Origin of the sequence: Mesorhizobium sp. UC74_2 (genome assembly GCF_042701485.1) — a bacterium.
In the GTDB taxonomy this organism is placed as follows: Bacteria; Pseudomonadota; Alphaproteobacteria; order Rhizobiales; family Rhizobiaceae; genus Mesorhizobium.
The window spans coordinates 4,629,070-4,651,098 of sequence record NZ_CP170562.1 but is presented as its reverse complement, the minus strand read 5'-3'; the positions used below and the strand labels follow the sequence as shown (position 1 = coordinate 4,651,098).

General features: G+C 64.0%; 19 protein-coding genes. 10 read left to right on the top strand and 9 right to left on the bottom strand.

The window, feature by feature from the left end:
- Positions 1 to 19: 19 nt before the first annotated feature.
- From ACFJIU_RS22595 to ACFJIU_RS22575, 5 genes are read right to left on the bottom strand one after another with little or no spacing between them, the layout of a single operon-like run.
- Entirely contained in the window at positions 20 to 1,105 is a 1,086-nt protein-coding gene (locus ACFJIU_RS22595; protein ID WP_379063730.1) for a Gfo/Idh/MocA family protein, read from the bottom strand.
- On the bottom strand, positions 1,102 to 2,121 hold the full coding sequence (locus ACFJIU_RS22590; protein WP_379073196.1) for a Gfo/Idh/MocA family protein: 1,020 nt from the start codon (positions 2,119 to 2,121) through the stop codon (positions 1,102 to 1,104). The genes ACFJIU_RS22595 and ACFJIU_RS22590 overlap by 4 nt, the downstream gene beginning before the upstream one ends.
- A gap of 43 nt (positions 2,122 to 2,164) precedes the next feature.
- On the bottom strand, positions 2,165 to 3,046 hold the full coding sequence (locus ACFJIU_RS22585) for a carbohydrate ABC transporter permease (protein ID WP_379063728.1): 882 nt from the start codon (positions 3,044 to 3,046) through the stop codon (positions 2,165 to 2,167).
- The gene (locus tag ACFJIU_RS22580) at positions 3,036 to 3,977 is read right to left on the bottom strand and encodes a carbohydrate ABC transporter permease (protein ID WP_379063726.1); all 942 of its coding nucleotides are present in this window, start codon (positions 3,975 to 3,977) and stop codon (positions 3,036 to 3,038) included. The genes ACFJIU_RS22585 and ACFJIU_RS22580 overlap by 11 nt, the downstream gene beginning before the upstream one ends.
- Complete coding sequence (locus tag ACFJIU_RS22575; RefSeq protein WP_379063724.1) at positions 3,974 to 5,260, bottom strand: ABC transporter substrate-binding protein; 1,287 nt, start codon at positions 5,258 to 5,260, stop codon at positions 3,974 to 3,976. The genes ACFJIU_RS22580 and ACFJIU_RS22575 overlap by 4 nt, the downstream gene beginning before the upstream one ends.
- A 217-nt stretch (positions 5,261 to 5,477) precedes the next feature.
- On the opposite strand from ACFJIU_RS22575, the gene ACFJIU_RS22570 reads away from it, so the two are divergent.
- From ACFJIU_RS22570 to ACFJIU_RS22560, 3 genes are all read left to right on the top strand, one after another.
- Positions 5,478 to 6,392 (top strand): LysR family transcriptional regulator, encoded by a 915-nt coding sequence (locus tag ACFJIU_RS22570; RefSeq protein WP_379063722.1) that lies wholly within the window; start codon positions 5,478 to 5,480, stop codon positions 6,390 to 6,392.
- Positions 6,393 to 6,492: 100 nt separating this feature from the next.
- Entirely contained in the window at positions 6,493 to 7,020 is a 528-nt protein-coding gene (locus tag ACFJIU_RS22565; RefSeq protein ID WP_379063720.1) for an AAA family ATPase, read from the top strand.
- A gap of 133 nt (positions 7,021 to 7,153) precedes the next feature.
- Positions 7,154 to 7,621, top strand: a complete 468-nt coding sequence (locus tag ACFJIU_RS22560) for a GNAT family N-acetyltransferase (RefSeq protein ID WP_379063718.1) — start codon at positions 7,154 to 7,156, stop codon at positions 7,619 to 7,621.
- Positions 7,622 to 7,627: 6 nt separating this feature from the next.
- Here the strand turns inward: ACFJIU_RS22560 and ACFJIU_RS22555 are convergent, their stop codons facing one another.
- Positions 7,628 to 8,455: a GNAT family N-acetyltransferase gene (locus ACFJIU_RS22555; protein WP_379063716.1), complete on the bottom strand. Its 828-nt coding sequence runs from the start codon at positions 8,453 to 8,455 to the stop codon at positions 7,628 to 7,630.
- Between the two features lie 258 nt (positions 8,456 to 8,713).
- Between ACFJIU_RS22555 and ACFJIU_RS22550 the strand changes: the two genes are divergently transcribed.
- Positions 8,714 to 9,469, top strand: a complete 756-nt coding sequence (locus ACFJIU_RS22550; protein WP_379063714.1) for a carbon-nitrogen hydrolase family protein — start codon at positions 8,714 to 8,716, stop codon at positions 9,467 to 9,469.
- 52 nt (positions 9,470 to 9,521) lie between these two features.
- Here the strand turns inward: ACFJIU_RS22550 and ACFJIU_RS22545 are convergent, their stop codons facing one another.
- Complete coding sequence (locus ACFJIU_RS22545; RefSeq protein ID WP_379063712.1) at positions 9,522 to 10,769, bottom strand: ROK family protein; 1,248 nt, start codon at positions 10,767 to 10,769, stop codon at positions 9,522 to 9,524.
- A 182-nt stretch (positions 10,770 to 10,951) separates the two neighbouring features.
- Between ACFJIU_RS22545 and ACFJIU_RS22540 the strand changes: the two genes are divergently transcribed.
- The 6 genes from ACFJIU_RS22540 (at position 10,952) to ACFJIU_RS22515 (ending at position 17,803) form a co-directional block, all read left to right on the top strand.
- Positions 10,952 to 13,492 (top strand): ATP-binding cassette domain-containing protein, encoded by a 2,541-nt coding sequence (locus ACFJIU_RS22540; RefSeq protein ID WP_379063710.1) that lies wholly within the window; start codon positions 10,952 to 10,954, stop codon positions 13,490 to 13,492.
- Positions 13,493 to 13,497: 5 nt separating this feature from the next.
- A complete protein-coding gene (locus ACFJIU_RS22535; RefSeq protein WP_379063708.1) occupies positions 13,498 to 14,487 on the top strand; it encodes an ABC transporter permease in 990 nt (329 codons plus the stop codon).
- A 47-nt stretch (positions 14,488 to 14,534) separates the two neighbouring features.
- On the top strand, positions 14,535 to 15,536 hold the full coding sequence (locus ACFJIU_RS22530) for a rhamnose ABC transporter substrate-binding protein (protein WP_379063706.1): 1,002 nt from the start codon (positions 14,535 to 14,537) through the stop codon (positions 15,534 to 15,536).
- Positions 15,537 to 15,595: 59 nt separating this feature from the next.
- The gene (locus ACFJIU_RS22525; protein WP_379063704.1) at positions 15,596 to 16,381 is read left to right on the top strand and encodes a glutamine amidotransferase; all 786 of its coding nucleotides are present in this window, start codon (positions 15,596 to 15,598) and stop codon (positions 16,379 to 16,381) included.
- A 139-nt stretch (positions 16,382 to 16,520) separates the two neighbouring features.
- Positions 16,521 to 17,174, top strand: coding sequence for a fructose-6-phosphate aldolase (gene fsa / locus ACFJIU_RS22520; protein WP_379063702.1), 654 nt, complete (start codon positions 16,521 to 16,523; stop codon positions 17,172 to 17,174).
- Between the two features lie 2 nt (positions 17,175 to 17,176).
- Positions 17,177 to 17,803: a nucleoside/nucleotide kinase family protein gene (locus tag ACFJIU_RS22515; protein ID WP_379063700.1), complete on the top strand. Its 627-nt coding sequence runs from the start codon at positions 17,177 to 17,179 to the stop codon at positions 17,801 to 17,803.
- A 30-nt stretch (positions 17,804 to 17,833) separates the two neighbouring features.
- Here the strand turns inward: ACFJIU_RS22515 and ACFJIU_RS22510 are convergent, their stop codons facing one another.
- Entirely contained in the window at positions 17,834 to 19,162 is a 1,329-nt protein-coding gene (locus ACFJIU_RS22510; RefSeq protein WP_379063698.1) for an AcvB/VirJ family lysyl-phosphatidylglycerol hydrolase, read from the bottom strand.
- Positions 19,159 to 21,777 (bottom strand): bifunctional lysylphosphatidylglycerol flippase/synthetase MprF, encoded by a 2,619-nt coding sequence (gene mprF / locus ACFJIU_RS22505; protein ID WP_379063696.1) that lies wholly within the window; start codon positions 21,775 to 21,777, stop codon positions 19,159 to 19,161. The genes ACFJIU_RS22510 and mprF overlap by 4 nt, the downstream gene beginning before the upstream one ends.
- Positions 21,778 to 22,029 lie beyond the last annotated feature (252 nt).

Sequence of the window (22,029 nt, the reverse complement as noted above, 5' to 3'; positions counted from 1 at the left end):
GGTCCCCCTCCCTTGTCCGTCACGCGGCCCGATACTGCGGCGGAAGCCAGCTGTCATAGCGCGGGTGATGCGTGCCGATGGGCAGCTCTACGTCTTCACGCGTGGAGGAGGAATGATAGAAGGCCGTCACGAGCTCAAGCGACCGGCGCGCGTCGGCGCTGGTGACCGGCAGCGGCGCCCTTCCGAGCAGCGTTTCGTGGAAGCGGCCCATCTGTGCCTGAAACCGTGAGGGCAATGGTTTCCAGTCCTTCAGCAAGGCCTCGATCCGTGCCGCCGCATCGGCGTTGCGCGGCTGGATCGTCCAGGGTCTGGCGCCGGGATTGTAGGGTTCATGATCGCTTTCGAAGGTCACGTTCTCGAACATCAGACGCAGCCGGCTGATCTCGTCCCCGGCGCCGAGCGTCGCCGTCAGGCTGCCGAGCGCACCATTGGCAAGTTCGACGCTGGCGGTCACGCAATCCTCGACCTCGATCGCGTTGACCCGCGTCGCAACCCGGCCGAACAGCCTTTTGACGTCGCCCATCAGATAGGTGAAGAGGTCGTGCTGGTGGATGGCATGCGTCATCAGCACGCCGCCGAGCTCGGTCGCCCATTTGCCGCGCCATGGAACGGCATAATAGTCCGCGTCGCGGCGCCACAACGTCTCGACGGTGCCGATATAGGGCTTGCCGGCGATGCCGGCGTCGATGATGGCCCTGGCCTGCTCGACGCCGTCGCCGAACCGATATTGCATGACCGGCATCAGCAGCCCTCTGGAGACCTTCTCCTGGGCGATCACCCTGTCGATCTGGCTCAGCGAGCCGACCAGCGGCTTTTCGCAGATCACATGTTTGCCGGCCTTGAGGGCCGCCATGACCTGAGCCAGATGCGTGCCCGGCGGCGTGCAGATATCGACGATGTCGATATCGTCCATGCCGAGCAGCGCGTCGAAGTCGATGATGCGCCGTTCGACCCCGAACGTATCGCCGACGTCGTTCAGCCGCCCCGGATCGAGATCGCAGAGCGCCTTGACGCTGAACTTGTCGGCGTTGCTGGCATAGCCTTCCGTGATGTGGCTTCTGCCGATGCCGAGACCGACGACGGCGACGTTGAAAATCCTGCTCATTGGGCCCACTCCGTGCCGCGCTCCGCCAATTTCTGCGCATCGAGGGCCAGCTCCATTGCCTTGAAGCAGTGTGCCTGGCTCATCGCCGTCTCGGTGCGGTTCAGGACATCGGCAATCAATTGCCCGCCATAGGGCAGCTCGACGTTCGAACAATCGATCGCCTGTATTCCCTTCCTGTCGACCAGGAACATGTGATCGGTGCCCGGGCTGCCGCCGATGTCGATGTATTTGCGCAATTCGATGTACCCTTCCGTGCCGAGGATGGTCAGGCGGCCGTCGCCCCAGGTCGGCAGGCCTTTCGGGGTGAACCAGTCGACCCGCACGTAACCGGTCGCCCTGGGCGATTTCAGGTGCATGTCACCGAAATCCTGCAGGCCGGGGCGATCCGGGTTGCCCCGGTTCGCCACGGTAGCCGAGGCGACTTCCGCATCCAGCGTTCCGGTGAAGAAGAGGAACTGCTCGCACTGGTGGCTGCCGATATCGCACAGGATTCCGCCATAGCGCCTGCGGTCGAAGAACCAGTCCGGCCGCTGGCCATTGTGAATGGCATGCGGCCCCAGGCCGACCGTGTGGATCACCTCGCCGATGGCGCCGGCCTTGATCAGCTCGCCGGCCTTGACCGTGGAACGTGTCTCGAAATGCTCGGAATAGCAGACCGAATAGATGCAACCCGTTTCGGCCTGCACGCTGCGGATCGCATCCAGCTGTGCATGGCTGATCATGCCGGGCTTGTCGCTCATGACATCCTTGCCGTGGCGCATCGCCTCGATGGCAATGCCGGCGCGCTCGTCCAGGATCGCCGCTGTCACCACCAGATGAATGGAGCGGTCTTCCAGGATGGCGGCCCTGTCGCCGACCCGCTTCACGCCGGGATACTTTGCGGAAAAGGACCTCGCCAGCTCATCTTCCGGGGAATGGAAGGCGACGAGCTCCGCACCCGCTGCGAGCAGGCAGTTCACCTGCCCGTATATGTGGCCGTGGTTGAGGCCCATGGCTGCAAATCGAATGCTCATCAGTCTACCGTTCATGAGTTGGAGGAGTGGCTTCGGTGACCTGTCGTCACCGTTTCATGCCCGTCGTGGCGATGCCCTCGATCAGCAGGCGCTGGAAGACCAGGAAAAGCAGGAAGATCGGCACCAGGCTCGCAACGCTCATGGCGAACAGGCCGCTGAAATCGCTCTCGCCAGTCGAGTCGGTGAAGGTGCGCAGGCCGAGCATCACCGTGTACTGGCGCATGTCGTTGAGGTAGATCAGCGGCCCGAAGAAATCATCCCATGTCCAGATGAAGGTGAAGACCGCGGCCGTCGCCAGCACCGGCGTCGACAGCGGCAGCATGATCTTCCAGTAGATGCGCCAGGCCGAGCATCCATCCATCATTGCAGCCTCGTCGAGCTCGCGCGGGATGCCGCGGAAGAACTGCACCATCAGGAAGACGAAGAACGCATCCGCGGCGAGGAATTTCGGCACGACCAGCGGCAGGATGGTATCGACCCAGCCCAGCTTCAGGAACAGCACATATTGCGGGATGAGCGTGACCTGATAGGGCAGCATCAACGTCACCAGCATGACGCCGAACCAGAAGCGCTTGCCGAAGAATTCCAATCGCGCGAAGGCGAAGGCGGTCAGCGAACACGCGAGCACATTGCCGATGACGGCGAGGCCCGCGATGACGAAGGAATTCAGGAAGAAGGTTCCGAACGAGACGCGCAGGCCGTTCCAGCCGCGCCAGTAGGCGCTCCAGTCGACCGAGGATGGGATCAGCCCCGCCGAGCTGAAGATCTCGTCGTGTGGGCGGACGGATGCCGAGATCATCCACAGCAGCGGATAGATCATCACGAAACAGATCGCGATCAGCGCCGCATGGATGAGCAGCGACCGCCACAGAGGGCGCCGGTCCGCCAGTTCGGCCTCGAGAGAGCCCGGGTGTGCATCAGTCGTCATAGTGCACCCAGTATCTGGAGGTGAGGAAGGAGATCGCCGTGAACAGCGAGATGATGACCAGCAGCACCCAGGCCAGCGCCGAGGCATAACCCATGCGGAAGAAGCTGAAGGCTTCCTGGTAGAGGTAGAGCGCGTAGAACAGCGTCGAGTTGACGGGACCGCCCAGGCCCCCAGAGATGATGAATGCCGGCGTGAAGCTTTTGAACGCCTCGATGGTCTGGATGATCATGTTGAAGAAGACGATCGGGGTCAGCAACGGCAGCGTGATCTTCCAGAATTGCCGCCAGCCGCTCGCTCCATCGAGGCTCGCTGCCTCATACATGTCCTGCGGGATCTGCCTGAGCCCGGCCAGGAAGATGATCATCGGCGAACCGAACTGCCAGACACCGAGCACGACGAGGGTCCAGAGCGCGTATTTCGGATTGGTGATCCAGCTCGGCCCATTGATGCCGAAGAAGGACCACAGCAACTGGTTGATCAGCCCGTCGGCCGAGAAGATGGTGCGCCACAGCGTTGCGATCGCAACGCTCGCGCCGAGCAGGGACGGCAGGTAGAAAATCGCCCGGTAGAGGGTGAGCCCCTTGATGCCCTTGTTGAGCAGCATGGCCACCGCCAGTGCGAAGGCCAGCTTCAGCGGCACCGAGAACAGCACGTAGAGGAAGGTCACCCGCATCGAGGCGAGGAACTTCGGATCCTCGGTCAGGATGCGCCGGTAATTCTCCAGCCCGACCCAGTCCGGTGCCGTCAGCAGATCGAACCGGGTGAAGCTGAGATAGAGGGAATAGACGATGGGGCCGAGCGTGAAGCAGAACAGCCCGATCAGCCAGGGCGTCAGGAACAGATAGCCCGGACCGAAGCCTTCCGTAAGCCTCGACCAGCCGGAGGCCCTGCCGACATCTCCGGCCGTCGCTGCTATCGACTCCGTTGTCATGTCTTGCGCTTCAGGATGGCGCCGGCTTCGGTCACGAAGGCCTGGGCGGCATCCGAACTGCTCTGCGAACCGAACGCCACGCCCGACGCGGTGCGCTGGAATGCGATCAGCACCTCGCCGGCCGCGTTCGGCGGCGACGGCGGCAGCTTGGCCGCCAGGTCGCCGAGGCCGGCAACATAGGACAGCATCGTCTTGCCGACCTCGTCCAGCGTCGCGGACAAGGCGTCGCGCACCTTGGAGGATTCCGGAATGCCCCGCTCGGTGCCGAGCACCTTGGCCGCCTCCAGGTCGTTGACGAAATAGGAGATGAATTCCGCGGCGGCCTTCTGGTTCGGCGATTTGGCGAAGACCGAGAACAGCATCGCCGGCTTGCGGTAGTGGCCGCCCTTGGACTCGGCGGTGAGCCGGGGGAAATTCGCCAGCGCCACCGGCTCCTTGTTCAGCTTCTGGTAGCCGACCAGCTCATTCGAGTTCGCATAGGCCACGGCCACCTTGTTCTGGGTCAGCAGCGAGGTGTCGATGTTCTGCTGGTCGAGCTCCTGGATGTCGGCAGGCGGGATGGCGCCGGCTTCGCGCAGCTTTGCCCACATGTCGAACCATTCGGCGACGTCGCTCGCCTCGAAGGCGAGCTGCCCGTCCGCCGTGTAAAGCGCCTTGCCGCGCTGGCGCAGGTAGTTCTCGAAGATCTGCTCGTTTTTCGACCCGTCGGCGGCGCCGTAGAACCTGCGGCGGATGCCGGCATTGGTGATTTCCACCGCCAGCTGGGAAAAATCATCCCAGGTGGTGCTGGCATTCGGCAACGGCAGGTTCAGCTTTTCGAACACGGCCCTGTTGACCATCATGGCCACGGAGTTGGCGCCGAGGCTGATGCCGTAGAGCTTGCCGCCGACCTTGCCGCTGTCGACCTGGAGCGGGTCGAAGTCCGCGACATTGAGCGCCGTCCCCACGAAGTCGTCGAGCGGCGCGATCGCGCCACGGCTCGCATATTCGACGATGTAGCGATAATCCATCTGGATGATGTCGGGTGCGTTGCCGCCGGCGGTCTGCGTCGCCAGCTTCGCCCAGTAATCGTTCCAGCCGAGGAACTCGCCCTCGACACCGGTTCCGGGATTGGCCTTCATGAAGAGGTCGGCGGCGGCATAGGTGCGCTCCGCCCGGGTCTGGCTGCCCCAGAAGATCATCCGCAGCCGCTGCTGCTGCGCGAATGCGGGTCCGGCCGCCGCCAGTGCGAGCGTCGCCGAGCCACCCGCCAGGAACTGGCGTCTGTTCATATGGAATCGCATTTCAGGTTCCTCCCGGGTTCGCCGGCCGTTTCCCCGGGGACGGTGATGCGGTTCCACCGACCGGTTCCTCCCGCGGTCCTGTGGGCACCTTGCGTCCCCTGCCGGGGATCTCCGGCAAGTCGTCTAGACGCGCCAAGGTCGCACAGGCTGGATTGAAAGAAAAATACGAAGTACCGTCTTCGATATAGATAAAATCTATGGGTGGAGGACACGCGCGATGAACAAGATGCTGCGCCAGTTCATGGCCGTCGCGGAGGCTGGAACGATGAGCGGCGGCGCGACGGCCGCGCTGGTCTCGCAGCCTTCCCTGACCGTCAACATGCGCAGGCTCGAAGAGACGATGGGCGTCCCGCTGTTCATCCGCACGCCGCGCGGCGTGCGGCTCACCGAATATGGCGAGACGCTCTACCAGAATGCCAGGCTGATGCAGCGTCTCTACGACAACACACTGAAAGCGCTCGAGCGGCAGCGCCAGCGCACCGAGGAAGGTCTGCGTATCGGCTCAGGCTATTCGTGGTGGTCGCTGTTCATCCGCGACATGGTGGTCGACCATTCGAAGCGCCATCCGGGCGCGCGCATTTATGTCAGTCTTGGAAATCAGCTGCGCTGCATGGACCTGCTGCTCGGCGGGGACATCTCCATGTTCGTGGCGCATGAGATCGAGGGGTTGAGCCACAACACCGGCACCGAACTGATCCCGCTCATGCAGGTCGGCGCGGGCTATTTCGTGCGCGCGGGCCATCCGCTTCTCGGGCGCCCCTGCACCATGGCCGACATCGACCGCTTCCCGATGGTCAGCACCGCCGTTCCGGAAGCGCGCCACCAGCGTTTCTTCGAGACATGGACGCAGACCCTTGCCGACAGCGCTTTCGACCAGCAGCACTATACGTTCGCCTCCAACTCGCTCGCCGCCTGCCTCGACTATGTCGAACACACCGATGCGGTGATCAACCACACCGATGTGATGGCCAGGGAGTTCGAGCGCCGCGGACTGCACCGGCTGTCCTTGACCGACCCCGCGCGCAAGAGAACGGTCGGCATCTATGTGCTCAGGGAGAGGATGGGCGAGCAGCGGACCATGGAGACGATCGCGCTGCTGAAGCAGGCCGCCGCAACCGTGCTGCCGCTTTGAATGGCCTGAACGGCAATCCAGGCGTAAGCTTCGGCCGAGCTGGAACAACGGGCTACAACAGTCGTTCCTGCCTGATAGTCGGGCCAATCCCTGAGGTCGAATGTTCATTCTGCTCAATGGTTCATTTGGCATTGGCAAGACCACGGTGGCCGAGCTGCTGGTGCGTAGCGTAGCGCATACAGCTCTCTACGACCCCGAGGATGTGGGGTACGTTTTGCGTCGGCTGCCTCCCTGGGCGCTTGGCATGGCGAGGCAGCCGCTAGACTATCAGGATCTTGCCCTTTGGCGTCGATTGATCGTTCATGGTGCGAGGCGCAAGCATCGACATGCCACTGTTGTTGTCGTGCCGATGGCTTTCACCAATCGGGATTATTTCGAAACTTTCGCCGCCGCTCTGGGCAAAACCGCCCCTGTTCACAAACTCTGCCTTGTTGCTCCCCTGGAAACGGTTCGGGCTCGCTTGATGAGGCGTGCGACACTCGAAAAAAGGGACATCAGCGAGTTTGAGCACCGTCGTTCCCTGGAATGCGTCGAAGCTCATCGGCACGCTCATTTCGGAGTGCCAATCGATGCAACAGTAGCACCCGACGAGATCATCAGGGCGATCTGCAGGAGGGTGCTTATCTAGGTGCCGTCTGCAGTCAGGTGATACGATCATTTCGGAGATCATCGCGATGCATGTGCAATCCGTAACGCCCGAGCTCTGGCCTGATCTGGAGGCGCTCTTCGGAAGGGCCGGGGCGAGCAATGGATGCTGGTGCATGTACTGGTGTGTCGGTGCCTCCTACCATCGCAGACCGCGCGAGGAGAACAGGAAGGCGCTGCGCAACCAGATTGCCGGAGATCCACCACCGGGCCTGCTGGCTTTCGACGGAGACAAGCCGGTGGGGTGGTGCCGCCTGTATCCGCGCAGCGGCCTGCCCTGGCTTGAAAAGGCGCCGTGGTTCGTGCGGGTGGATGACAGCCCGGTCTGGTCGATACCTTGCTTCTATGTGCACCATCGCCACCGGCGGCAGGGGGTGATGAGCGAACTCATCGAAGCTGCGCTGAACGCGGCCAGGCTGGCTGGTGCTCCCGCCGTCGAGGCCTATCCGATCGATACGACGATCGCTGGCAGCACGCGCAACACATTTCCGGGTGTCGCATCGGCCTTTATCCGGGCAGGGTTCAGGGAAGTGGCGCGGCACGCGGCTGCACGCCCCATACTGCGCTACAGCCTGGCTCGATGACCGCGCCTATGCCAGCGACAGCTCCATCTCCAGTTGCGACAGTGCTGCCTGTTTCCAGCCGGTAGCGGCCAGGAAGCCGGCGGCCTGGGTGGCGGGCAGTGTTGCCGGGATCGTCCAGGGCCGGTCCGCAAACCGTGCCAGCAGGCTCTGCATGAAACGCCGGCCGATGCCCTGCCGTGGCGAGCGGACCGCGAAGGCCAGCAGCCTCACCGCCTGTCCGCTCGCATCGACCAGCGCGGCCGCGTCACCGGTCCGGAACGCCTCGATCGGCTTCGTTGCGCCGGCAAAACAAAGCGGTGACGTCTGCCAGCTCGCATCATCGGGCCAGGCACCGAGCAGCAACGGCAGGATGTCGTCTGCCGCACAAGGCATGAGACTGTCCTCCCATGCGGCGGGCGGGACCGGATCGTGCGTGTAGCCCGCCAGTTTGCGGCGTGGTGCGAAGCCGGCCTTCGTGTAGGTCGAGATCGCCTTGGTGTTGCTGTCGATCACTTCGAGCACCAGCCGCAGGTCTCCGCGCGAGCGCGCCTCGGCGATCGCCGCGGCTACGGCCCGCGCGCCGATGCCGGCGCCGCGCAAAGGGGCCGCGATGCCGAGCGCCGCGAGGCGGCTGGTGTGGCCGCGTCGCGCGATCAGCATGATCCCGGCGCTCCGATCGTCCACGCGCAGCAGCTGGCTCGCCACCAGGTCGATGTGCTCCGCCTGGATGCGGCGGGCGAGCGACACGGGATCGAAGGCGACCGGCACGACGTAGCCTTCATAACCGGCGTTCAGCGTTGCGCATGCCTCGGCGAGCGGGACGTGCGCCAGGGAAAGGAACGAAATCTCCGCCATGTCTGTGCCTCTGTCAGTCTCACACACGGGCCTATCGCGCCATCGGCCGGTTCGGCACGGCCACCGAGGTGGAAAAGGCGAGCCAGCAGCAGCCCCGCAATTCACGGAAAGCGGAAATGCCGCGGAGCAATTCCAGCAAAAGCGCGCAGCGGTCTGGCATTTTCTTGAAAGACGGAAACGCTCTAACTCTTTGTTTTAACGCAATTCCGGACCGAAAACCGCTACACACTTTTCCTGGAATTGCTCTAGGATCGCGCCATGGGGACAACCATTCGCATCGCGGCCGCTCAGACGCCTGAATTCCGCGAGGATATCGCGGCAGCGACTGGATACATGCTGCATCTGGCCGACAAGGCGCAGCGCGAGCGCGTGTCGCTGTTGTGCCTGCCGGAATGTTTCCTCCAGGGCTATCTGACCGATGGGCAGGCCGCGCGCCGGCATGCCCTCGATCTCGGCTCGCCGGCCTTCACGGCATTGCTGCGCATGTTTCAGCCGGACGCGCCGACGACCGTGTTCGGCCTGATCGAGATCGCGGGAGACCGGCTTTTCAACACCGCAGTGGTCGTGCGCGATCAGGCGCTCGTCGGGCGCTATCGCAAGACCCGCCTGCTTGCCGGCGAACGGTGCTTCCATCCTGGAGATGGTGCCGATGTGTTCGCGGTCGGCAGGTTGCAGTTCGGCATCAACATCTGTTTCGACACCAATTTCCCCGCTGCGTCGAAGTCCCTGGCCGACAGCGGTGCCTCTCTCATCGTATGTCCGGCCAACAACATGCTGCCTCGGCACACGGCGGAAAAATACCGGCACGCCCACAATGCGGTGCGGGCCGAGCGCTGTCGCGAGACCGGGATGTGGCTGGTTTCGGCAGACGTGACGGGCGAAAGGGACGGGCAGATATGCTGGGGCCCGACCGCTGTCCTCAGCCCGTCTGGCGACGTGGCCGCGCAACTGCCGCTCGACGAACCGGGGCTCCTGGTCTTTGACCTGCCGGTTGGTTCTACATCCATCGAGTGAGATCGGTTCCGGTCCCGTTGCGGGGCGCGGGCTGCCCCAGCGCTGCCGCTGTCTACCCTGCCGCGAAGGTGGCCAGGCTGCCGGGCAGCTTGGTCCTGTCCTTGCCGATCATCAACACGCCCGAGTCCGGGCCGAAGAGAACCGAGAAGGGCAGCAGGGCGGCGCCAAGCGGCGACGCTTCCGGACCAAACTGGCCCGAGACGATGTCCGGCGCGATGATGCCGACCGCATTGGCGGAACCGAACTGCGCCTGGACGCGCGCCAGCAGATCCTGATGGATCGATCGCGGCAGGATGCTGTCGAGGACGATCGCCTCGATGTCGATGACAGAGGTGATGGCGATGACGGCTTCGGCCAGTGCCTCGGCGCAATCGTCCATCCATTCGAGCAGCGGCTCGCGGGCGCCTGCAGGCAGCGGGTCCAGTTCGCGGACGCGGTTGATGTCGATGCCGTGGGCCTTGAGATGGTTCACCAGCACATAGATCGACGCACGATGCAGCAGGCTCTGGTACTTTGCCGAGCTGCGCGAGGCCGAACTGAGTTTCGACGGCGAGACAGGCAGCGGCCCGAGCGCCGCGCTGTTGCCATGCGGACCGGTATGCACCTTGCCGCCCTGGACGAGGCCGCCGCCGACAAAGGTGTCGATCGACACATGCATGAAGTCGCGATACCGCGATCCGATGCCTTGTGCCAGTTCGGCCAGGGCCGCGGAGGTCGCGTCGTTCTCGACAAAGACGGGTGTCTTCGGATCGATGTCGAAGAATTTTTCCAGCTCGATGGCGGCCCAGCTTCCGCCGATGTCTTCCGGAAAGCCGAGCTCGTCACCCCAGTCGCCGAGAAAGTAGGGTGAAGCGATGCCCACGCCGACGATGGAGGCTTCGTCGAGGCTGTTCACCAGCTTGCGGAAATTGGCCAGCGCCGTGTTGCCGCCGCGCAGCACCATGTCCGCCGCGGGATAGCGGTATTCATGGGTTTCCCGCGATCGGATCTCGCCGGCAAAATCGACAAGCACCGCTTCGAGCGCCCGCCGGCCGATCTTGATGCCGACGCTGTAGATGCGTTCCGGCGTCAGTCTGTACAGGATGGACGGCGAACCACGCTGTCCGAACCTTTTTCCAATCTGCTTAACGAAACCGGACGCTTCAAGCCCATCGACAATATCGGCGACCGCGGCCGGCGTGAGATTCGCCGCCCTGGCGAGGTCCGATTTGGAGGCTTCTTTCATGCGGCGAACGGCATCGAGCACGAAACGCTCGTTGTAGTGCCTCAACTTGATGGAATTGCTGCCTTTTCCGCTCAAGAGAACTCTCCGTGCCTCGGCCCTCGTCGCGAAGGCCGCACTGAGCATCGTTGCGTTAGCCCTTCGTAATGAATGAGCTTCGCATGCCGCTTCCCGCGAAGTCAATTTTCGCCATTGTCATCCGATCTCATTTAATATAGCAAGTTAAAAAAACATTTGATGCTACGGGAGGTCGGCGGAGAATGGATGCGCATCGCGATGTGCAGCGGGAGGCAGCCGCAGGCGCGCCCATTGGCCTGATCGGGGTCACCAAGGCATTCGGCGGTACCGTCGCTATCAGGGATGTCTCGTTCGATCTGCGTCCCGGCGAGGTGCTGGCACTGCTCGGCGAGAACGGCGCCGGAAAAAGCACCTGCGTGAAATTGCTGGCCGGTGTCTATGCCCCGACCGAGGGAAGCGTCCATGTCGATCGCCATCCGGTCGCGTTCCGGTCGCCGCACGATGCCCAGGCCGCCGGCATTGCCGTCATGCACCAGCATCCCGGACTGTTTCCCGACCTGTCCGTGGCCGAGAATATCTATCTGGGGCATATGCCGCGTGACCGCTTCGGCGGCATAGACGCCGCAACCGCCTCGGCGAAGGCCGGGACGATACTCGCCACCGTCGGGCTGGACGTGCCGCCCGAAACCCTGCTCGGGACGCTGCGCACATCCGAGCAGCAACTGGTCGAGATTGCGCGTGCGCTTTCTCTCGACGCCCGCGTCCTCATCATGGACGAGCCGACCGCGGCGCTTTCGCAAAGGGAAGTGACCCGGCTGTTCGCCGTGGTCGATGATCTGCGGGCCCGCGGCGTGGCGATGATGTTCGTCGGTCACCGCATGGACGAGATCTTCCATGTCGCCGATCGCATCGCGGTGCTGCGCGATGGCCGCCTGATCGACGTCTGCGCCAAGGCCGAGCTCAGCCGTGGTCGCGCCATCTCCATGATGGTCGGTCGTGAACTGACCGAGCTCTATCCGGAGCGGACGCAGACCCGGGGCGACCTCGTTCTCGAGACGAGGGGGCTTTCCCGAGCCGGCGCCTTCTCCGGCATCGACCTTGCCCTGCATGCCGGTGAGGTGCTCGGGCTGGGTGGCCTTGTCGGCTCCGGCCGCACCGAGATCGCACGTGCCCTGTTCGGCGTGGACCGGCCCGACGCCGGCACCATCCTGATCGACGGCGGGCCGGTCCGGTTCGCGTCGGCGATCGATGCGATGCGCGCACGCATCGCCTATGTCTCGGAGGATCGCCTCGGACAAAGCCTCGTCACCGATTTCTCGATCCTGGACAACGCGATCCTGCCCAGTCTCGATCGGGCCGCTCCGCGCGGTCTTTACAACGCGGGGCGGGCAACCGAACTGGTCTCCGGCTTCCTCAAGCAGATGAAACTCCGCTTCGCGGGCTACCAGCAGCCGGTCAAGGAACTGTCGGGCGGCAACCAGCAGAAGGTCGTGCTGGCCAAATGGCTGCGCACGGAACCGCGCATCCTCATCCTGGACGAGCCGACGCAAGGCATCGACGTCGGCAGCAAGGCCGAGGTCCATGCCATGATTGCCGATCTCGCCGCGCAAGGCATGGCCATCATCCTGATCTCCTCGGAGATGCCCGAACTGATCGGCATGTGCGACCGCATCATTGTCCTGCGCGAAGGGCACAAGACCGCCGAATTCATCAAGGGCGGGGTCTCGCAGGAAAAGGTCCTCGAGGCCGCCACCACCAGCGACATCGCCAGTGCGTCGGCCCATTCCGTGGATGATCAGCCGGGCGCCGGAAAAGCCGGTCGGCTGGATTTCCTGAAGCGCCGCGAGCTCGGGCTCCTGGCAGCCATGCTGGCGGTCGTCATTCCCGTTGCCATCATCAATCCGCGCATGGTCAGCGCCGCCAATCTCACGGCGGTTTCGATGGATGCCGCCCTGCTGATCGTCGCTGCCCTTGCCCAGATGCTGGTGCTGATCACCCGCAACATCGACCTTTCGATCGGCTCCGTCATCGGCCTTTCCGCCTACATGGCCGCAAGCGCGGTCCAGGCCTTCCCCGGCGGCGACATCCTGGTCGGATTGTCGGTGGCCTGTGCGGTTGGCCTCGCTGCCGGACTGCTGAATGGTCTCGTCGTGACCAGGGGGCAGATCCCCTCCATCGTCGTCACGCTGGCCTCGATGTCGATCTATCGCGGCTTCAATTCCTTGTGGGCGGCCGGCAATCAGGTCAGCGCCGACGAGGTCACGCAGCGATGGCTGGACATGACCGGCTACAGGATGCTGGGCATCCCGCTCATCGTCGTCATTGCCGCGCTGGTGCTTCTGGCTGCCTATGTCCTGCTCTACCGGACATCGTTCGGTCGTGAACTCTTCGCCGTCGGTTCGAATCCGGATGGCGCGCGGCTGATCGGCATTCCGGCCGACAGGCGCATCCTGGCGGCTTTCGCCATCGCCGGGCTGCTCGGCGGCCTGTGCGGCGCGCTATGGGCCTCGCGCTATGCCACCATCGACGCCCGCGTCGCCGTGGGTTTCGAGCTGACCGTCATCGCCTCGGCGGTTGTCGGCGGGGTCGCCATCAGGGGTGGCGCCGGAACGCTGCTCGGCCTGACCCTCGGCGCACTCACCCTGCTGCTCATCCGCAACGGGCTGACGCTGGTCAGGGTCGATCCGCTCTGGCTGCAGGCGGTCTACGGGCTGGTCATCCTTATCGCCATCGGCATCGACGCCCTGATCGTGCGCCGCGGCCGCCAGGCAAAGCGAGGCTGATCGTCATGAAAAAGCTGCTTGCGTCCATCGACTTCTGGGATCTGCTTCTGGCCACGGCCTGCGCGCTGGTCTTCGGCTACGCTACGGTTTTCGCCCCCAACTTCCTGTCTGGCTTCAACCTGTCGCAGCTTGCCGCCAGCGTGTCCGAGAAGGCGCTGCTCATCCTGCCGATGACATTGCTGATCATCGTGCGCGAGATCGACCTCTCGATCGCCTCGCTCCTGGCGCTGTCGTCGGTGATCTTCGGCCTGCTGCTGCAGGCCGGCGTGCCGATGCCCGCCGCGATCCCGCTGACGCTGCTGTTCGGCGGCATCCTCGGCGCCTTCAACGGATTCCTCGTCTCGGCGCTCGCGCTGCAGTCGCTCGTCGTCACGCTGGGCACGATGGCGCTGTACAGGGGCCTCGGCTACATCCTGCTCGGCACCGGCTCGATCAATGTCCTGCCGCCGTCGCTGGTCGATTTCGGCATCGACAATGTGCCGGGCACGCAGATCCCGCTGACGATCATCCCTTTCCTTGTCCTGGCTCCGATCTTCGCCGTCCTCTTGCAGAAGACCCCGACCGGCAAACGCATCTACGCGCTCGGCGGCAATCCGGAAGTGGCGCGCTATTCGGGCATCAGGACCAGGCGAATGGTGCTTGGCCTCTTCATCGTCTCGGGCGTGATGGCCGCGATCGCTGGCATGGTCTATACGGCGCGCCTTTCCAACGCCCGTGCCAACAACGCGCTCGGCATGGAACTGGACGTGATCACCATCGTCCTTCTGGGCGGCGTCAGCGTGTTCGGCGGCAAGGGAAAGCTGACGGGCGTGATGCTCGCGCTCGTCCTGATCGCCATCGTGCGCAACGTGCTCGCCCTCAACCAGATCGGCGGCGACGCGCAGGGCATGATCATCGGGCTGCTGCTGATCGGCTCGCTGCTGGTTGGAAACCACTGGCGCTCCTTCGAGGAGTCGCAAAGCAGGTCGCGCGCGCTGCGCGAGACAAAGGGATGATCGAAACATCCCCACCCACAAGACCCGAAAACCAAAGGAGGAGTAACATGAAATCTCTTGGCCTGGCCCTTCTTGCAACGGCTGCCTTTCTTGTCCCGACCACATTCGCCATTGCGGACGAATGCGCCAAGGAGCCGGTGACCGTCGGCTTCCTGCCCAAGCTGGACACCGATCCTTATTTCAAGGCCGCCCAGCTGGGCGCAGAGGAAGCCGCCAAGGAGATCGGCGGCAAGGCCATTCAGGTTGCGCCTTCCCAGGCCACCGCCGATGCCCAGATCGAGTTCATCAACAGCCTGGTGTCGCAGCAGGTCGGCGTGATCGCCATTTCCGGCAATGACGCCAATGCCGTCGCGCCGGCGCTGAAACGGGCCGCCAAGCAGGGCGTCAAGATCATCTCCTACGATTCCGATGTCGCGGCCGATGCCCGTTCGATCTTCGTCAACCAGGCCCTTGGCGCAAGCCTGGCCGAGATGATGCTGGAAAGCGCCTTCAACCTCACCGGCGGCGAAGGAGAATTCGCGATCCTGTCGTCGACGCCGACCGCCACCAACCAGAATGCCTGGATCGAGCTGATCAAGGGCAAGCTGGCCAGCGATGCGAAGTTCGCCAGGATGAAGCTGGTGCAGGTTGCCTATGGCGAGGAGAGTGAGCAGGTCAACCAGCAGCAGGCGCTGGCCCTGGTGCAGGCCTTTCCGAACCTGAAGGCGATCATCGTGCCTGCCGGCATCGGCCTGCCTGCCGCGGCCCGTGCGCTTGAGGAGGCCGGCATGATCGGCAAGGTCAAGCTCACCGGTCTCGCGCCGGCGACGCTGATCTCGAAATACATCAAGGATGGCGCCGCCCAGGACATCTGGTGGAACGTTTCGGATCTCGGCTACCTCACCTACCAGACCGCCCAGGCGCTGGCTCAGTGCAAGATCACCGGCAAGGAGGGCGACAAGTTCTCGGCAGGACGGCTCGGCGAATACACGATCGGCGCCAAGGGCGAACTGATCCTCGGGCCGGCCAAGATCGTCACGCCGGACAATCTCGCCGAATTCAAGTTCTGACCGGTTGGGGCGGAGGCGCACCCCGTGTGCCTTCGCCCGCCGAAGGAGTTTGCAACACAATGGCAGCCTTGAAGATACTGCTGGCCGGCGAAACGTTCCGGGCCACGACACTGGTTGCGGTGGGCGGTGACGTGATCGCCAGCGCCTCGCAGACCAATGGCGCGATTGCCTTCAACGCGGCTCTCGCAAAGGCCGATGTCGCGGTGACCCAGATCGGCTCCGAACAATGCGGTTCGGAGTTCCCGACCTCCGTCGAGGCCCTTCGACAATATGGCGCCGTCGTCATCTCCGACGTCGGCGCGCTTTCCCTGCTGATGACACCCGAGACGCGCCTCGGGCGTTGCGGTGTAAACCGCCTCGAGGTCCTGAAAAGCTATGTCGAGGCCGGCGGCGGCCTGGTCATGGCCGGTGGCTATATGGGCTTCCAGGGCATGTTCGGCGGCGCGAAGTTTTTCGACACGCCGGTGGAAGACGTGCTTCCGGTGCGGTGCCTGCCCTACAGCGACGGCCTCGAGGTACCCGAGGGCCTGAAACCGACGATACGCCGCGACACGCACCCGATCCTGGCAGAGATCGAAGAACCGCTGCCCGCCATTCTCGGACTGAACAAGGTGTCGTTCCGATATGACGGCTCCTCGATCCTCGTGGCGACCTGCGGCCACCGCAACAGCCACTGGCCGCTGCTTGCCACGCGCTGCATCGGCAAGGGCCGCAGCGTGGCATGGACGACCGACATCGGTCCCCACTGGCTGTCGGCAGAATTCCTCGATTGGCCGCACTACGGCAGGCTGATGAGCAACATGGTTCTGTGGGCTTCCGGAAAGGATCCGGCGGTGCCCGCGTGAGCCCAACCAGTTTGGCCAGTGCCGGCCGCTGCTCCCTGCGGCATGCCGTTGGAGGACGTTCGCGGTGGGGGCACCACGGCGGTTACTCGACCGGCCAGGCACTGGCCAGACCCCTCCATGCAACCAGGAATGAACAGCCATGAAATTCTTCGTCGACACCGCTGATGTGAAGGAAATCCAGGAGCTCAACGCACTGGGCCTGCTCGATGGCGTCACCACCAACCCGTCGCTGATCCTGAAGTCCGGCGGCAAGATCGATGAGGTCACCAAACAGATCTGCGACATCGTCGAGGGTCCGGTCTCGGCCGAAGTCACCGCCACCGATTTCGACGGCATGATGAAGGAAGCCAAGGTGCTGGCGAAGATCGCCGACAATGTCTGCATCAAGGTGCCGCTCACCCTCGACGGCCTCAAGGCCTGCCGGGCCATCCGTGCCGAGGGCCGCATGGTCAACGTCACGCTCTGCTTCTCGGCCAACCAGGCGCTGCTCGCCGCCAAGGCCGGCGCCACCTTCATCTCGCCTTTCATCGGCCGTCTCGACGACATGGGCTTTGACGGCATGGAAGTGATCGCCGAGATCCGCCAGGTCTATGACAATTACGGCTTCGACACCGAGATCCTGGCCGCCTCGATCCGCACGCCGGACCATGTCAAGCGCGCGGCGCTGATCGGTGCCGACGTCGCCACCATCCCGCCGGCCACGCTGAAGGCCCTGGTCAAGCATCCGCTCACCGACAAGGGGCTCGAGCAGTTCCTCGCCGACTGGGCAAAGACCGGCCAGAAGATCGGCTGAGCATGTCGAGCGTAGAGGAACTTGCGGCGGCGATCGTCGACCGCGCGCAGCACTCCAGGCGATACCTGACGGCTCTGGCGGGACCACCCGGCTCCGGAAAATCCACCTTGTCGGAAGCGCTGGCGGCAGCGCTGCCGCCGGATGAAACCGTCATCGTGCAGGCCGATGGCTTCCACTTCGACAACGCCCTGCTCGACCGGTTGGGCCGCAGGGAGCACAAGGGCGCTCCCGACACGTTCGACTGTCGTGGCATCGAAATCCTGCTGCGACGGATCAGGGGCATCGAGCCCGACGTGGTTGCCCCGGTGTTCGACCGTGCGCTCGATGTCGCGAGGGCCGGCGCGATCATGATCGGCCAGAACGTCAGATACGTGCTTGTCGAGGGCAATTATCTCGCCCTCCATTCAGGGCCGTGGTCGATGCTCAGGCAGCATTTCGACTGCACCATCTTCATCGACGTGCCACGCCGGGAATTGCAGCGCCGCCTGATGAGCCGGTGGCTCGACCTGGGCTTCTCGGCCGATGTCGCGCGCCGGAAGGTCGAAGGCAACGATCTGCGCAATGCCGATCTTGTGCTGAGCCAGAGCCGGGATCGGGATCTGACCTGGCGGCCTTGCGATCCGTCATGATGCCGCCGCGCGTGCCTCGGAGGATGATGCTCAGAGCTTGTCGAGGAACCGCTTTGCTATGTCGGTGTATTCGCCGTCGAAATGATGGCCGCCATCCGTCTCGATCTTGGTGATGTCCTTGACAGCCGGGTCCTCGCAGCCGCCCTCGTCGTCGTCCTTGCCGTAGATGCAGAGCACCTTGTCCTTCGGCAGGGCGGCGATCGCGGGCGGCACCGGATAGCCGCTGTCGTCGATGCCGAGCCAGCCGCTGATGGTGACCTGCATCGAGGTGGAAAGGCTTGGCGCCATCAGCCCGAGGACCTTCGTCCGGTCCTGCAGATCCTTCGACAGCAGCGGATAGGCGAAGGGGATGGTATCCGCGCCGAAGGAATAGCCGATCAGCATCACCGGCAGCTTCGCCTGCGGGTCGGCACCCTTGATCAGCGTGGTGATGTCGGCGGCGAGTTCCTGCGGCGTGCGCTTGGACCAGAAATAATGCAGCGCGTCGAGCCCGACGACATGGACCCCTTGCGTCGACAGCCATTCGCCCATGGTCTTGTCGATGTCGCGCCAGCCGCCGTCACCCGAAATGAAGATGGCGACCGCCTTGGGCGGCGTCGTCGACGGCAGGTCGACGGCGGGCAGCTTGCCGAACGGCGAGATCGCATCGACCAGCGAGGAAACGGTGCCGACCATCTGAGTGGTGGCGTTGTCGACGTCGAGCGCCTCCACCTTGATGTTCGGCTGCTGGGCGGCCTGCGTGCGGATCGTGTCGAGCGTATCGGCGGCGACGAACAGGGTCGCAGCCTCCGGCATCGGCTTGTCGAAAGCATAGCTGTAGGCCTTGCCGTCGGCGGTCTTGCTCGCCGTCGAGCCGGGGCAGAACGGCAGGCGCAGCGTCAGCCGGTCGGCAAAGCCTGAAGCGACCGCTCCGCCCAGCGTGTTGGCCGGTGCATCGGCCAGCGCCGCATAGGCGAATGTGGCGCCTTCGCCGGTGCCGGCGACGATCGGCGGCAGATAGGTCTGGATGTTGAGCTGGCGCTGCGCGGTCTGGGCAAGGTCGGTGATCTCGCCGACGACATAGAGGCAGACGCCGTCGGCCTTGTCGAGTTCCGTGGCATAGGCGGCAAGATCGACGCCGAGCACGACGTTGCCGTCTTCGCTGAGCGCTGCCGTCATGGTGTCGTCATTCGCGGTCCATCCCGCGCGGTCGGAGAAGTAGACCACCATCGCCTTGGCGTCGCCTTTCGCGGGCAGCAGGCGCACGTTCTGCAGCCGCTCGACCGAAAGGGACGATGCCGCCGTATTGGATTGCGCGTTGGCGAAGCCGGTGCCGCAGAGAAAAATCAGCAGGGCGAGGAGGGAGGCGAGGATTTTCATCGTTTGAAGATTCGGATCGGGTTCCCTGAAATCAAGGTCGTAATATCGAGCAGGATCTGCGGCATGGCGAGTCCCCCGGGACAGGCCAGATATTGCGGCGTCCACACCGGGTCGAATTTCTGCTTGAAGGCGCGCAGGCCCTCGAAATTGTAGATTTCGTCGCCACGCTTGTAGATGAAGGTGCCGATCCGGTTCCAGGTCGAGGCAAGCGGGTGATCGGCAAGCCCCGACAGCGGCGCCGCCCCCAGGTTGAACCATTTGTAGCCTTCCGCCTTGCCGAGCAGCAGGATGTGCGCGAACAGCGCATCCATCATGATCTTGGAGACGCCGCGCCTGTAGCGCATCAGGTCGACCGACAGCTCCTCGCCATCGCCGCTGCGCCACAGGTTGGCGAAGGCGACGATGTCGTCGCCCTTGCGCAGCACGGCGCAGTCGAATTCAAGCATGTAGTCGTCGTCGAAATAGCCGAGCGAGAAACCCTTTTCGCTGCCATGCTTCTTGCCCATCCATTCGTCGGAGACCGCGCGCAGTTCGGGCAGGACGCTGGCGACGTCCGCTTTCGGGATGACGGAGAAGGTGAGTCCTTCGCGCGCTGACTTTCCATAGGCATAACGCAGCGGCTGCCGCACGGCTCCCTCGAGCGAAAAGTCGGTCAGGCCGACGCGGGCCACTTCGCCGATCTTCAGGATGGCCAGGCTCATGTCGAGATAATGGGTCAGGAATTCCGGCTGGATGGAATAGAACACGGCACGCGCGCCGGCCTGGTCGGCGGCTTCGGCAAAACGCCAGATCAGCGTCCTGCCGGCCTGCGGGTCGCCGACAGGATCGCCCATGGTGACCCAGCTGCTGCCGGAGCGCGCATACATCAGGAAGGCTTTCTCGCAGGGCGAGATCATGAAGGATTTGTCGCCGAGCAAGGCCACACAAGGCTCCGTGCCGGACGAGGTCGTAAGGATGCGCCGCACGGCATCCGGCACCGGCGTCAGCACCGGACCCTTCAGCCGGGCCGGGCGGTTGATGACCATGTCGATGGCGAGAGCGGCGGCGACGATGGCGACGGCCATGCTGGCGCGCAGGAAGCGCGGCGCGTCGCCGTCCCAGGCGAATTCCCACCACAGCGTCGATTGATATTCGACATGCCGGTAGGCCAGCAATCCGACGATGACGCTGGCGGTCATGACAATCGCCGAAAGGCCGATCCAGGTGGCGTCCAGCCGGAACGAGCGCCAGTCGCCCTTGCGGTAGAAGGCGTCCTTGTAGATGAACAGCGAGGCGGCGACGGCGGTCAGCACGATCGCTTCCTCCCAGTCCAGCCCCTTCAGCATGGAGAAGGCGGCGCCGGTCAGAAGCAGGACGATCGCCGCGAAGCGCGCCAGCGCGATGCGGCGGTAGAGGCCGCGCGCGATGATGATGAGCAGCAGTCCGGTGACGCTGCCGAGAAGATGCGAGGCTTCGACGAAGGGCAGGGGCAGGATGTCGCTCAGCCAGTCGGTGCGGACGCCGTTGGCTGGAACCGAACCCGACAGAAGCAGGACCAGTCCGCCGGCAAAGACCAGCGTGGCGCTGATCGGCGGCACGATATGCCGGGTCAGCGCGACCGTTCGGCCCGCCACGGTCGAGACCGCGCTGCGCACGCGGTAGACCTCGAAGACGAGCAGGGCCAGCGCCGCCAGCGCCAGCGGGATCAGATAATAGACGACACGGAAGACGACCAGCGCGGCAATCACGTCGGGCCGTGTACCGGCGCCGAGGCCGAACAGGATCGTCGCTTCGAGCACGCCGAGGCCGCCGGGCGCATGGCTGATAACCGTGGCGATGATCGCAACCGCGAACAGGGCGAGGAACACGGTGAACGGCGGTGCGACGTCGGCCGGCAGAAGCACGTAGAGCGCCGCCGCCGCTGCCCCGATATCCACCGCGCCGATCAGGATCTGCACCGCCGCGCTGCGTGCCGAAGGGAACGGGAATGTCCATCCGAGCACCGAGACCTGCCGCTTGCCCTGCGACAGCCACAACAACACCAGCACGATGCCGGCGAGTATGGCTCCGCCGATGATGCGGTCGTCGACAGGCGAAATCAGGCTGAGTGCCGGTACGCCGGCCGGGTCGAACAGCATCGCCATGCCGACGACGGTGAGCAGCCCGCCCCAGAAAGTCAGGAAGGAAACGCCGACGATCCTGCCGACGTCGGCGGCATCCAGGCCGACCGACTGGTAGATGCGATAGCGGACCGGACCGCCCACGAAAACGTGGAAGCCGATCGCATTGGAAAAGCTGTAGCCGACAAATCCGGCGAACAGGGCGAGTGGCACCGGCACTTTCTCCGGCGCCACGTGCCTTATGGCCATGACGTCGTACAAGGCCATTGCCATCAGGCTGACAAGCGTGAAGGCCAGCGCCGGCGCCACCGTCGACAGGGATGTGGCGGCGATGGCGTCGATTGTATGGTTTACACGGATCTTGCCGCCGATCTCGCGGATGAACAGGAACGCGATGGCAACGGCGACCGCGCCGACGATCGGCCCGAGCACGCGCGGTTCCACGATGCGGTCGATGACCCGTGAAAGACGGCTGCCGAGATTCTGCTCTTCGACCTGAGCTTCGGCATCATTCATGATGTTTGTTGCAACCCCTGAGCCGCAAAGTGACACACGGTTTTGTGATCAGAACCCGCGACAGAACAATGACCAAGTTGACGAAGCCTGTGCGAAGCCACTCTGAATCTGCTCAGCGCGGCAAAGCCCGCAGTCGTTTAAACCAAATTGTGGCAAGGGCATGAATGCGTTCCGCAGCTCTTGCCCCATGAGTCTTCACGCCTCGGCCGATTATGGCATAGATTTGCCTTTATTCGGCACCAGAGGGCGCTG